This is a genomic window from Candidatus Poriferisocius sp., from assembly GCF_965214065.1.
Classification (GTDB): Bacteria; Actinomycetota; Acidimicrobiia; order Acidimicrobiales; family Bin134; genus Poriferisocius.
In genome coordinates this window covers 59,291-72,813 of record NZ_CBDCAT010000027.1, presented here as the reverse complement: position 1 = coordinate 72,813, position 13,523 = coordinate 59,291, and the positions used below count along the sequence as shown (strand labels likewise).

The 13,523-nt window shown below is 64.6% G+C and carries 7 protein-coding genes and 1 tRNA gene; 3 read left to right on the top strand and 5 right to left on the bottom strand.

Features of this window, described 5'->3' with window-relative positions; all coding sequences use genetic code 11:
- Window positions 1-32: 32 nt before the first annotated feature.
- Both ACOOGG_RS06605 and ACOOGG_RS06600 read left to right on the top strand, forming a co-directional pair.
- A complete protein-coding gene (locus ACOOGG_RS06605) occupies window positions 33-1,025 on the top strand; it encodes a hypothetical protein (protein WP_420433531.1) in 993 nt (330 codons plus the stop codon).
- Between the two features lie 79 nt (window positions 1,026-1,104).
- Entirely contained in the window at window positions 1,105-2,889 is a 1,785-nt protein-coding gene (locus tag ACOOGG_RS06600; protein ID WP_420433529.1) for an ABC transporter substrate-binding protein, read from the top strand.
- A gap of 13 nt (window positions 2,890-2,902) precedes the next feature.
- Here the strand turns inward: ACOOGG_RS06600 and ACOOGG_RS06595 are convergent, their stop codons facing one another.
- The 5 genes from ACOOGG_RS06595 to ACOOGG_RS06575 all read right to left on the bottom strand — a co-directional run bounded on the left by ACOOGG_RS06595 (window position 2,903) and on the right by ACOOGG_RS06575 (window position 7,159).
- Entirely contained in the window at window positions 2,903-3,847 is a 945-nt protein-coding gene (locus ACOOGG_RS06595) for a transglutaminase family protein (protein WP_420433527.1), read from the bottom strand.
- Entirely contained in the window at window positions 3,844-4,863 is a 1,020-nt protein-coding gene (locus tag ACOOGG_RS06590; protein ID WP_420433525.1) for an alpha-E domain-containing protein, read from the bottom strand. The genes ACOOGG_RS06595 and ACOOGG_RS06590 overlap by 4 nt, the downstream gene beginning before the upstream one ends.
- Window positions 4,863-6,341 carry a circularly permuted type 2 ATP-grasp protein gene (locus ACOOGG_RS06585; RefSeq protein WP_420433523.1) on the bottom strand — a complete coding sequence of 493 codons (1,479 nt, stop codon included), beginning with the start codon at window positions 6,339-6,341 and terminating at the stop codon, window positions 4,863-4,865. Before ACOOGG_RS06585 ends, ACOOGG_RS06590 begins: the two co-directional genes overlap by 1 nt.
- Before the next feature lie 199 nt (window positions 6,342-6,540).
- A tRNA-Pro gene (locus tag ACOOGG_RS06580) sits at window positions 6,541-6,615 on the bottom strand.
- A 64-nt stretch (window positions 6,616-6,679) separates the two neighbouring features.
- Window positions 6,680-7,159 carry a CarD family transcriptional regulator gene (locus ACOOGG_RS06575; RefSeq protein WP_420433521.1) on the bottom strand — a complete coding sequence of 160 codons (480 nt, stop codon included), beginning with the start codon at window positions 7,157-7,159 and terminating at the stop codon, window positions 6,680-6,682.
- A gap of 258 nt (window positions 7,160-7,417) precedes the next feature.
- Here ACOOGG_RS06575 and ACOOGG_RS06570 point away from each other — a divergent pair, with 258 nt between their 5' ends.
- The gene (locus ACOOGG_RS06570) at window positions 7,418-13,474 is read left to right on the top strand and encodes an alpha-2-macroglobulin family protein (protein WP_420433519.1); all 6,057 of its coding nucleotides are present in this window, start codon (window positions 7,418-7,420) and stop codon (window positions 13,472-13,474) included.
- Window positions 13,475-13,523: the final 49 nt, after the last annotated feature.

The following is a 13,523-nucleotide window of genomic DNA, read 5'->3' as shown; positions in this document are numbered from 1 at the left end:
ATTCACCCTACCCCGTGTCGTAATGTGTCGCGATGCGCACAACCACGCTGCCCCGGCCCCCGGTCATCATGCAACAGGCGTTGGAGGATTCAGAGGTGCTGCTTGGCATCTTGGAGCGGCAGTCGCCCCATCCCCTGACGCTGGCCGGCGCGGAGTTCGCCGAGAGCAGAGCCTCCCTGCGGGCCGGCGCCAAGACCGGCGACGTGCCCTCGTTCGTCGATGTGGTAGGCGGCGAGCCGCGGATTCCGCCGGTATTTCGCACCACTTGGGGCGCCGAGCACCAAGCGGTGGAGGGTGCCGATGCCATCGTCAACAACCCCCGGTTCATCGAGGCTGCCCGGCAGCTCTACAGCGCTGAGGTGGTGCGTCCCCACTTCACCTACGTAAACATCAACGCCCCCAGCGGCCAGTATGCCCGGCACACCGACATTCCCGCTTTCCGGGGGGTGGGCCGCGAGCAATATCCCACTTGGCTGCTCAATTGCATGATGCACTCGGGGTGTTTCGACCGCTGGCGGGTGCGGATAGCCACCGCGGTGTGCTGGTACTACGAGGGCGACGGCGGGGAGTTCACTTACTGGCCCGAGGGCTGGGACGGCGACATGATCACAGTCGACCCGCCTTGGAACTACGGCGTGATGGGCGACAACGACTACATGCCTCACCGGGTGGAGTCCATCGGCACGCAGGCCGACTACGCCAAATACGGATTCGACGCCGCCATCACGCTGACACCCGACCGAGAGTGGGTGATCGAAGAGCCGGGACACGAGCCGGTGCATCATGCCTTCAACGAGGTGCGGGTGTCGCTTTCTTGGAAGGCCTTCGTGTTTGCCGATGCCCACGAGGCCGAGGTGTACGACCATCGGCTGGACGACCTCGACGAGGCGACGTTGATCGCCACCATGGCCGAGGACTGCGCTCAGCGGGGTGTGGCCGTGCCCGACGGCCCCGACGCTCTCGCTCGCCCCGAATTCGGCGAACGGGTGAGGGGAACTTACCTCTCGCCTGAACTGCGATTCTGACCTCTTTGGTTGAGAGGCTTCTTCTGTGATTAGGGGTGTGTCTTGGAGTGGTATTGGCTCGCGCTGTCGTTGGCTGGCTGTGGTTTGTGCAGTAGCGCTGGTTGCCTCGGCTTGCGGCGGGGAAGGCGATGGCGGTGACGACCGCGGCGGCGCGGTGGCCGAAACCACCCCCGTGGCTACACAGGGCGCTCCCGATGGCGAGCAGGGCACGGATGCCCGCGAGGACGATCCGGCCGGTCCTGACGAACCTGCTGGCCCTGACGATTCGGCTGGCCCCGACGAGCAATCCAGCCCCGACGAGGGCTCTGCTTCTGTTGCTGCGGTGCCAACCGATCCGAATGTAGAAGCACCGCCTGCGGTAGACGACTCGATCTATGGCGGCACCCTGGTGTTCGCGTTGGAGTCGGAGACCACTGGGGGATGGAACCCGATCACCGCCTCCGCCGCGACCTCGGGCAACATAGTGCTGCGGCAGCTCTACGACCCCCTGGTCATCGAGGGTGCCGACGGCGAGCCGATTCCCTTCCTGCTGGAGAGCTTCTCCCCCAATGAGGACTTCACCGAGTGGACATTCACGCTGCGCCCGGGGATCACGTTTCACGATGGCACCCCGGTGAACTCGGCTGCCCTGGTCCGCCATTTCGAGGAACTGGAAGCGGGCGCCTTGTCGCGAATGGTCGTTGCAGAAGCCTCTATACAGAGCTTTGGGGCGGTCGACGACTTGACTGCAAAAGTCAACCTGGGAAGGGGATTCGTCGATTTCCCCCTGGCCTTCACCAGCGCGGTCGGCCTCTTGGGAGCTCCGGCCATGCACGACCTCGGCACTGAAAGCGCCCGCAACCCAATCGGCACCGGTCCGTTCAAGTTGGACGAGTGGGTCGAGCACGAGACAACCCGGCTCGTACGCAACCCCGACTACTGGCGCACCGATGCTGAGGGACGGCAGCTTCCCTACCTTGACGCCATCGAGTTCCGCCCGATCGAAGACGATGATGCCCGGTACAACACCCTTCGGGCCGGCGATGTGGACGCCAGCCTCGACAACGGGGGAAGGAGAGTTGAGGAGTACAACGAGGGGTTCAAGACCTACTGGCAAGACGAGCAGTACTCGGCCACCATCAATGTGTTGCTGAACACCTCGAGACCGCCGTTCGACAACGTGGAGTTTCGCCGGGCGTTGGCCCAATGCACCGACCGGCAGACTCTCAATGCTGTGCTTTGGGACGGACAGCCTCCCGCCACCGGCCCGTTCTCGCCAGGAACCCCGGGTTACCTGGAGGACTCAGGATTTCCCGACTACGACCCCGAAGCCGGCCGGGCTGTCATAGAGAGGCTCGGTTCGCCCAGTTTCGACATCACCACCACTGTCACCACCTTGGACCTTCTGCAAGCCGAGCTGTTGGTCCAGATGTGGGGTGAGTGCGGGCTGGATGTGGGAATCAACCAGATGCTCCAAGCCGAGGCGGTCACCACCGCCGTGTTCGGGAACTTCTCCGTGTCCATTTCGGTAAACCACAGCGGTTACAGCTTGGCGTTGGAGCGGTTCTGGTGGCACAGCGGTTACAGCCCGCCCCTGCCGGTTCCGGCCCTCAACTTCGGGCGTTTTTCCGACGCCCGGATAGACGCGGCACTGGATGAGGCCATCGCCACCGCCGACAAGGAGCGGAAGCGAGAGCTGGCCGAGGAGGTCAATCGGGCTTTTGCCGACGGCGTCTACAACATTTGGCTCTACCACTCGCGGTGGCTGACCGCCGCTCACGACTACGTGAACGGTGTCGACAACCTCACGCTTCCCAACGGGGGAGAGCACCTCAAGATCTTCTTGGGCCGGGTCTTTTTGGCAGAAACCTGGCTCGAGCGCTGACACGCCACAAGGGCTATTGCTGCTGTTGCTGTTTTCGGGTACGGGGGGACTTGACCGCGGTCAACAGCGAAGGGCGCATCAGCGAGGTTGACTGGCGGGAGGGGTTCATGCGGCGGATTTCCACGGAGGCGTCTAGCTCAGGGGTGCCTGGTCCCGAATACACACCCCGCAGGGGCGGTACGTCGTCGTAGTCGCGGCCGTGGCCGATCTTCACGTGCTGGCGGCCCACGGCCAGCCGATTGGTGGGATCGAGGGCCAGCCAGCCCACGCCCGGAACGGCCGCTTCGAACCAGGCGTGGGTCTGCACTCGCACGAGGTCGCCGTCGATGCTGCCGGTGCGCTCGTTGCTGGAGAACAGATAGCCCGACGCGTAGCGGGCCGGGATGCCGATGCTTCGGCACAGGGCCACGCCCAGATGGGCATAGTCCTGGCACACGCCGGCCCCTTTGGCCAGAACCTCGGTGATGGGCTCTCCGATCTCGGTGGCCCCGGGCACATAGGCCAGCCGGCCCCCGACGAATTCGCTCAGCGCCGACACCGCCTTCACCACGTTTGACCCGTCGGCGGTGGCCATCTCCCGGGCTTGGTGGGCCATGGCCTGGTTCCAGTCGGTGTGGCGGGTGGGCTTCAGATATTCGTCGTGCTCATTGAGGAAGGCGGGATCGCCCAGCGACTCCATTGCCGGGCTGGCGGAGTGGGCCTGGGGGTCTTGGGTCTCGACTGAGGCCTCGGCGGTCACCTCTAGGTCGGCGTGCGATTCGGTTACGCCGAAATGGTCCACCCTGGTGCCCCAGTAGTCGGTGAAAGACAGCATCCTGGCCGACGGCTCCACGGTCACCCGGTAGCTCAGAAGCTGCTGGCGCTCATCGGAAACCGGGCAGGCCCGCAGCTCGTTCTGGGACTCCCGCACCGGGGCGTCAAACGCAAACTTCGTGCGGTAGCTGATGTCCAGCCTCACGCCGACACCCCCGGCTTTACGGCCTGGCTGTGGAGGTCGAAGGCCTCGGCGTTGCGGAAGAAGTAAGCACTCACCAGGTCGGCCACCTCTCGCACCCCGGATTCCAGGGCGTTTAAGTGGCTGGGCAGGTCGGAAACCAGGGAGCTGAAATCGGCATATTCCAGCTCTGACCGGAGCTGTCCCAGCCGGCGAAGAGGCGGAGGCTTGTCTTGGGGGGCCAGGGATTCCACCTGGGTTTCGCTCAGCCTCAGGCAATAGAGGACGGATCGGGGAAACGAGCCGTCGACCAGCAGGAACCGGGCCACATCGGCCCCTAGGGGCGACGACTGGCTAGTCCGCTGGTAGGCCTCCAACGCGGAGACCGATCGCAAGGTGAGCGCCATCTCGTCGTAGGACGATCCGTCGAGCTCGGGATAGCGGACACTGATGAGGCGGCAGGTCATCAGTGCCCGCTCCAGCATCTGGCCCAACACCAAGAACCGGTACTCCTCGCCCTGGGACATAGACGAGTTGATCACTCCGGTGAGCGACTGGCAGCTCACCCGGATGAAGTCGAGGGTTTGGAATGGGTCTTGCTCCATGGCAGCGGGGAAGTCGTCTTGGCGGATCCGCAGGTGGAATTGGTTGATCTGCTCCCACAGCTCCGACGGGATCTGGTCCCTGAGCGACCGGAAGTTCTCCCGGGCGCAGCCGATGCTGAACACCACCGATCCGGCCAGATCAGGCGAGGCCACCAGACCGGTAGCTGCGGCTTGCACGTCGATGCTCAGCCCGGCCTCGCTGCGCAGCATCGGCGGGGACTGCGTCAGGTTCTCGGCCATGGTCTGCACGTCCTGTTGGGGTGCGGGCATTTCCAGGCGCAGGGTGCGGATCAGGTTCTGCATCCGGTCGATGGCCTGGGCCGGGCTCTCGGCCACGGTGCTGAGCAGCGTGGCCCGCACCATCCGGGCGGTGTCCTCGGCCCGCTCCAGGTAGCGGCCGGCCCAGAACATGTCCTCGGCGTGTCGGGCCAGCATCAGCGCTGCACTCCCGGTGCGGGCTGCTCGGAGTTGCCGAGCACCCAGGTGTCTTTGGAGCCGCCGCCCTGGGAGCTGTTGACGATGAGCGATCCCTCCCGCAGGGCCACCCGGGTGAGTCCGCCGGGAATCACCTCCACCTGCTCGCCGCAAAGCACGAAGGGGCGCAGGTCGATGTGGCGGGGGGCGAAGGAGTCGCCGGCCCATGCGGGAAGCCGGGACAGGTTGACCACCTCTTGAGCGATCCAGTTGCGGGGATCGTCCAAGATCTTGGTGCGGGCCTCGGCCAGCTCGGCGTCGGTGGCCTTGGGGCCGATCACGATGCCGTAGCCCCCCGACTCGGCCACCGGCTTGACCACCAGCTGATCCAGTCGCTCCAGCACTTCGGCTCGCTGGTCCTCCTCCCACAGCAGATAGGTGTCGGCGTTGGGGATGACCGGCTCCTCGCCCAGGTAGTAGCGAATCATGTCGGGCACATAGGCGTATACCGCCTTGTCGTCGCCCACTCCATTGCCCACCGAATTGGCGACAGACACCGTGCCTGCCCGGGCCGCGGCCATCAGACCGGGCACTCCCAGGGTGGAACCGGCGTTGAACACCACCGGGTCCAGGAAGTGGTCGTCGATGCGGCGGTAGATCACATCCACCCGTTCAAGGCCCCGGGTGGTGCGCATGGCCACGACGTGGTCGTCCACCACCAGGTCGCGCCCCTCCACGAGCTCCACGCCCATGCTGCGGGCCAAAAAGGCGTGCTCGAAGTAGGCCGAGTTGAAGATGCCCGGAGTGAGCACCGCCACGGTGGGGTCGTCTCCGCAGGCCGGTGGGGCGATGGAGCGCAGGGCCCGCAGCAGTGAGCGTCCGTAGTGGTCCACCGAGCGGACTGCCAGGTCGGAGAAGGCCGCAGGCAAAAGCTTGGTCATGGCGGCCCGGTTCTCGATCACATAGGAGATGCCGCTGGGGTTGCGCAGGTTGTCCTCCAGCACCCGGTAGCCGCCATCGGCGTCGCGCACTAAGTCGATGCCGGCCACCAGGCAGCGGGCCCCCAGCGGGACGGCCACATTCATGGCCTCCCGCTCGAAGCCGGTACACGAGGTGATCAGCCGTCGGGGCACTATGCCGTCGTGGACGATGGCCTGCTCGCCGGTGTAGATGTCGTCGAGGAACCGGTTGAGGGCGGTGACCCGCTGGATCAGGCCCCGTTCCAGCGTGGCCCACTCTTCGGCGTCGATGATCCGGGGGAACAGGTCCATCGGCCAAGTGCGCTCGGTGCCCTCGTCGCCGCCGTACACCGTGAACGTGATCCCTTGGCGGCGGAATGACTCGTTGCGCTGCTCCTCGAGCGCCCTCACCTGCTTCAAGGAGAGCCGGTCGAACCACTCCTGCACCGGCCGATAGTGATCCCGAACGCGCCCCTGCTCATCGACGACCTCATCGAAGAAGCCTGGAGAGCTGTCCAGGGGAGACCTGTCATAGGCCATGGCCATAGACGCTAGCCTTTGTCCAGCAGCCGATGATCCAGAGGTTGGGCAATATGCCGGTAAGGGTTTTCAAACCGCCTTTGAGCAAGCCGGCCCCGGCAGTGGCACTCGATCAGAATCAGTCGGGGGGCGGTTCTGCAATAGCGATCATCTCGGCGCCTGTGCGGGTGATGATTTTGACGGTCACGTTGTTGCCTAGTCGGGCTGGCCGGATTTGAACCGGCGGCCCCCTGCTCCCAAAGCAGGTGCGCTGACCAAACTGCGCCACAGCCCGTGTTGGGGGAAAGCGTACCCTCCGGCAGGGTGGCAGCGAGAAGCTTGTTTTTCTGGTCCTGGCTTCAGGACAGGGCTTGCTCGACTCGATCGAGGGCTTCGTCCTCGGAGACGTTGAGCGAGAAGCTCAGCTCCGACACCAGCACGTTGCGGGCCTTGTTGAATAGGCTCTTCTCGCCGGCAGACAGCCCCTTGTTCTGGTCCCGCAGCGCCAGGTTCCGCACCACCTCGGCCACCTGGTAGACGTCGCCCGACTTGAGCTTCTCCTGGTGGTTCTTGAACCGGCGGCTCCAGTTGGCTGGCTCCCGCACGTCGCGCTTGCGGAGCACCTCGAACAGGTCTTCCACATCCTCGGTGGAGATGGGCCACCGCATGCCCACTTCCTCGGCCTTGTCCACGGGTACCGAGAGCACCATCTCGCCGTGGGCCATGCGCAGCACCAAGTATTCGGTCTTCTCTCCGAAGGCCTGCTTCATCTCTTTTTTGACGACGGTCGCTGCCCCGTGGTGGGGATAGACGACCTTGTCACCTTTTTTGAACGTCATTGTGCTCCGAGTGGCTCAGGGGAACCCCTTAAGGATGCCATCACCGGATGCGGTTTGGCATCTTGGGCGCGCTCTTCTTCTGCCTCCCGCTTTCCGGTTGAACTCCGTGCCCAGCAGCAGCCCAGCGGCCAAGATGGGCAAAGATGACTCCGCTCCGCACTGGGATAACCGAGACCGCCACCGAGGGAACTAATCAGCGGTTCCCGTCGTCTTACCTCCCATGGTGACCCGCAATCTGATCTGGAAGCATGGGAGACGATGAAGAGCTATCTGAGACAACTGGTGATCGCAGGCTTCGCAGTAGCGCTGCTGGCTGCCGGATGCCTAGGTGGAGAAGAGCCCTCCGTCGACGGCAGCGGCCAGGCCGACGGTGGGGCCGCAATCCGAGTGGCCAGCGTGGAAGATCCGAACCAGGCACCCCTGCTTGGGGTTCGCCTAAGCCACGGCGGAACCACACCGGGCGAAGACCCCCCAGAGGCGGCCCTGGTGGAGGGCGAGGCGCTCGACGAATCGGAGATCGCCGCGGTGATCGACCGACTGCCACCATGGGATGGCGCCGTAGGCGACGGCGCGGGCGGCAGCGTCGATGTCAATCGGCCGCCCGAGTCGCTTCCCCCGCCCCGCACTGGGACGACGATTGAGCACCCGTTCCCGGCTGGGCCGGAGTCGCAGGCCCCTCCTGTCGATCCCGGGCCACTGGAAGTCTTGAGAGTTCAACCCACAGGAATGGTGGGCCTCGCCCCATTCGCCAGTATCACCTTCAACCAGCCAATGGTGCCGCTTGCCACCCTCGAACAGCTTGACACCCTCGACGTGCCGGCCACCATCACGCCGACGCTGCCGGGCCGCTGGCAGTGGATCGGCACCCGTACGCTCCGCTTCGAGCACGACCCGGAGGTGCTGGACCGCCTGCCGATGGCCACTTCATATGCGGTGGAAATCCCCGCCGGCACGAGGTCGCAAGCCGGCAAAGAACTGGCGGAGGCTGTGCGTTTCACGTTCGAGACCCCTCCGCCCACCATGCTGGATCTCAACCCCCAGCACGACTCTCTGGGTCTTCAGCCGGTGTTCTTGGTGACCTTCGACCAGAGGATCGAACCTGCCGCCGTTCTCGAATCCACCATGTTGACCGCGGGTGGGCAAGAGCGGGCAATCCGCCTTGCCACCGACGAAGAGATCGAGGCGGACGAGCAGATCAAGGATCGGATCGAGTCGGCGACAGATGGGACTTGGCTTGCATTCCGCCCGACGACACCGCTGGACGCCGACTCCGCTATCAGCATCGAAGTGGGTCCTCATGTGCCATCGGCTGAGGGTCCGAACACCAGCGATGACTCGTGGACGGTGTCGGCTCGCACTTACGGGCCACTGCGAGTTGTTGACGCAGGCTGCCAGCCGACCACCTATGAGTGCTATCCGGGATACGGGCTCGACGTGCAGTTCAACAATCCCCTCGATCCAAGCACGCTTGACGCGGCCGGTTTCTCCATCTCCCCCCAACTCCCCGACGCCGCTATCTCGGCTAGCTGGAACTGGCTCGAAATCAGGGGGCGAACGGCGGGAGACACTGTTTATGAAGTGGTGATTCCAGGCACCTTGGGAGACGAGTTCGGCCAGACCCTCGGGGCACCGCAGACTCTGGAGTTCACCATCGAAAAGCCACAGCCGCTCTTGATGTCACAAGGGGGGGACTTCGCCACCATAGACCCGTTGGGGACACAGCAGACGATCCCGATTCTTGTGCGGCAGTGGGAGCAGCTTCGGGTTCGTCTGTATGGCGTCGAGGTGAGCGAATTACAGGATTACCAGGGTTTCTTGAGGGATTTGGATCGAAACTGGTGCGGGTCCGATCCCTTGAATCCGAGTCTGCCCGAAGTGCCGTGGCCGTTGTCTCATGAAGAGATGCTCGACACCGGAATCGACCATGGCGACATAGTTGAGGTTCCCATTGACCTGTCCCCCGTATTGGCCGGCCAGCACGGCCACGTGGTCGCCGTTGTTGAGTCTGTTGGCAGCCCAGCGGGGGCCGCCGACTCGATTCGGTGCAACAGACCGGTTGTGGCATGGGTGCAAGACACCGACATCGGGGTAGACCTCATTAGCCATCAAGGCGACTTGGTGGTTTGGACCACCGATTTGCGAACCGGCGAGCCTCTGGGTGGGGTGGGAATCAGGTTCGAAGGAGCAGCGGAGAACCTAGAGACCGACGAAAGCGGACTAGTCCGCACCACTCTCGGACGATTCCCAATTGAGGTGGTGGCCGCAACCCTTGGCGAGGACGAGGCGGTGTATCCCGTCTACTTGCGAGGGGAGCCCCAAGCCGACCGGACAATCTGGTACGCCGCTGACGATCGAGGCATGTACCGGCCCGGCGAGTCGTTGAATTTGAAGGGCTGGGTCCGAAATCTGGACCTGGGCGGCAACGGAGGTCTGGAGTTTCTCCCCGAGGGCGAGCTGATCGCCTATCAGGTGTACGACCCATTCGGCAATCAACTGGACAGCGGCACCACCCGCCTAGACAAGCTCGGCGGCTTCAACCTCAAGGTGGAATTGAGCGAGCAGTCGAATCTCGGAAACGCCTGGATCGTCTTCGAACGGCGTTCCTCGGGCGCCGACAGCGGGCACACCCACTACTTCCAAATCCAGGAGTTCCGCCGACCTGAGTTCGAGGTGACCACGCGCACCATTGCCGCGGGGCCGTACTTCGTGGACGAGCCTGCTGAGGTGGCCGTGGACGCCAAGTACTTCTCAGGCGGGGCCCTGCCTAACGCCGATGTGTACTGGACTGTCACAACCCGCCAGGCGACTTACTCCCCGCCCGACTGGAGCGACTTCACGTTTGGCGTGTGGCGCCCCTGGCGGTGGGGCGGCGGTAGCTTCTGGCCGGGCGATCCGTGGGTCGAGCCGGAAAGGGAGAACCTGGCCGGACGAACCGATGCCGGCGGCACCCATGTCCTTCGCATCGACTTCGAGGGCGAGGCCGACCACCTCCCCTCGACGGTGACTGCACAAGCCGAGGTGATCGACGTGAACCGCCAGCAATGGGCATCTTCAACCGATCTTCTGGTCCACCCTGCCCGCCTGTATGTGGGCCTTCGCTCCGCCCGCTCCTTCGTCAAAGCCGGAGACGGGCTCGACATCGAGGCGGTGGTGACCGACATCGACGGCAACGCCGTGCCCGGGCGCCCGTTCGAGGTAACCGCTGGACGCATCGTCTACCAGTTCATCGACGGCGAATGGGTTGAGGTCGCATTGGACGAGGAGACTTGCGCTGTCACCTCGGCCGAAGCGCCGGTGTCCTGCGAATTCGCCGCCGCAACCGGGGGCCGCTACCGCATTGATGCCCGAGTGGCCGACGACGACGGGCAGGTGAGCCGCAGCGAGCTGACCCGGTGGGTTTCCGGCGGGGGAGACTCCGCGCGGAGCCGCAACGTCGAGCTTGAGGAGGCCGAGCTCATCCCCGATTTGGAGGCCTACGAAGCGGGCGATACCGCCGAGATCCTCGTCGTCTCGCCGTTTGAGTCGGCAACCGGGCTGGTCACCATCGTCCACAGCAAGATCATCGAGACCCGGACCTTCGAGGTTTCCGACCACGCCGCGGTGCTCGCTATTGCGATCACCGACGATCATGTGCCTGAGTTGACTGTGCAGGTGGAGCTGGTGTCAACCGCTGAGCGCACCGCTGACGACGGGACCGTGATCGACGGCGCCCCGCCCCGCCCCGCCTATGCCACAGGCCGGGTCATCTTACGGGTTCCGCCTATGAAGAGGGCTCTGGATGTGGTTGCGACTCCATCGTCTGATGTGGCCGAGCCCGGTGCAGCCATGGGCATCGAGGTGGAGGTAAGCGATGCCGAGGGTGCTCCCGTGGAGGGCGCCGACGTTTTGCTGATCGTGGTGGACGAGGCGGTGCTGGCTCTGTCCGGCTACGAGCTGATGGACCCGATCGACGTGTTCTACAGCCCCTGGGGCGTGTACTTGGGCACATTCCGAAGCAGGGGCGAGATCCTGCTGGAAGGAGTAGGCGAATCGACCGATGGGGCGGAGCTGCAAAGGGGCGCGATTACTGAATTTGCCGAGGAGGCAGCTATTGCACCCGCCGAGGCAGACTTCGCGGCCGACGATATGGGCGCGGCCAACTCCAGAGGCGCCGCCGCCGTTGGCGCCGATCAAGGCGGATCCCCTATCGACGTCCGCCAGAACCTCAGTGCATTGGCACTGTTCGATCCGAAAGCGGTTACCGACGCTGGCGGGCGGGTTGCAGTCGAGTTCGATTTGCCCGACAACCTCACCCGCTACCGGGTGATGGCGGTGGCGGTGTCCGGCGCCGAGCGCTTCGGAACAGCCGAATCGGCTATCACCGCTCGGTTGCCTCTCCAGGTCCGCCCCTCGGCGCCGCGGTTCTTGAACTTCGGCGACGAGTTCGAGTTGCCGATCGTGGTGCAGAACCAGACGGACGCCGTCATGGAGGTGGATGTGGTGGTGCAGACCTCCAACCTCCAACTGTTGGGATCGCCGGGACGCCGGGTCGAGGTGCCCGCCAACGACCGGGTCGAGGTCCGATTCCCGGCTCGCACGATCTCACCGGGTGAGGCCCGCCTGCGCGCCGCAGCGGTGTCGGTGTCGGGCGATCACGCCGACGCCCAAGCTGTCGCCCTGCCGGTGTACACCCCGGCCACCAGCGAGGCGTTCGCCGCCTATGGCGTGGTGGACCAGGGCTCCGTCGTCCAGCCGATTGCCGCGCCGACCGACGTGATTCCCCAGTTCGGCGGGTTAGAGGTCAACACCTCTTCCACCGCGCTCCAAGCGCTGACCGATGCGGTGCTGTATCTCGCCGAATATCGGTACGAGAGCAGCGACGCCTATGCCAGCCGCATCTTGGCTGTGTCTGCTCTGCGAGACGTGCTCGACGCCTTCGAGGCCGAGGGTCTTGGCAGCCCTGATGAGCTCGACGCGGTGGTTCGCCGCGACATTTCCGAGCTGTCGGCCCTTCAGAATTATGACGGTGGCTTCGGATGGTGGTCGCGCCGAGCCGGGTCGTATCCCTATCCGTCGATTCAGGCCATGCACGCGCTCTTGACGGCTCGCGAAAACGGCTTCGCGGTTGCAGGAGATGTCATCCAGGATGGTCTTTGGTACTTGGAGAACATTGAGGACCACATCCCCCACGAGTATGGCCCGCGGTCCAGGGAAATGCTGACCGCCTATGCGCTTCATGTGCGCGCCCTAGCCGGAGACGAAGTAAGCCGCGATGCCCGCAGCCTCTGGAACCGCAGGGGAGCGGATTTGGGCTTGGACGCCCTGGCCTGGATCTGGCCGCTGGTGGAAGATGACGAAATCGAGGCCGAGATTGAACGCGTCTTCAACAACCGAGTCACGGAGACAGCCGGCGCAGCCACTTTTACCACCGACTACGGCGAAGACGCCTACTTGATCCTTGACTCCGACCGCCGCACCGACGGCATCGTGCTGGACGCCTTGATCGCTATGGCCCCCGATTCGGACCTCATTCCCAAGGTGGTGGCCGGGCTGTTGGGCAATCAGATCAAAGGACGCTGGAACAACGTCCAGGAGAACTCGTTCATCTTGTTGGCCCTCAACCGCTACTTCGGCGCCTTTGAGGCCACCGACCCCGACTTCGTGGCCCGAGTGTGGCTGGGCGACCTCTATGCGGCGCAGCACGAGTTCGCCGGTCGCAGCACCGACCGCGGCTTCACACTGGTACCAATGAAGGATTTGTTGGCCGACGGTGACGCCGACCTGATTGTCCAAAAGGACGGCGATGGCCGTCTCTACTACCGCCTTGGGCTCCGCTACGCCCCCGAAGACCTGAACCTGGATCCCCTCGACCGGGGGTTTGTGGTGCAGCGCAGCTATGAGGCAGTCGACGACCCCGACGACGTCTGGCTCGACGACGACGGCGTGTGGCATGTGCGGTCCGGCGCCGAGGTGCGGGTGAACCTATTGATGGTCAACGACAGCCGGCGCACCAACATGGCGCTGGTGGACCCCATGCCGGCGGGCTTCGAGCCGCTCAATCCGGCGTTGGCGGTGACCGGTGAGGTCGGCGCCTCCCGCGGTGAGGTCGGCGCCTCGTGGTGGTGGAGTTGGTATGAGCACCAGAACCTCCGCGACGACCGGGCCGAGGCCTTCTCGTCGTACCTGCGGGCCGGGGTCCACGAGTACAGCTACGTGGCCCGGGCCACCACACCGGGCACTTTCGTGGTGCCCCCGGCCAAGGCCGAGGAGATCTATGCCCCCGAGGTGTTCGGCCGCTCCGGTACCGACACCGTCATCGTGCAAGACCAACGCTGAGTTGCCTGGGAGGCAGCGGCGTCACTCAAAGGCTCTGAGTTGCCTGGAA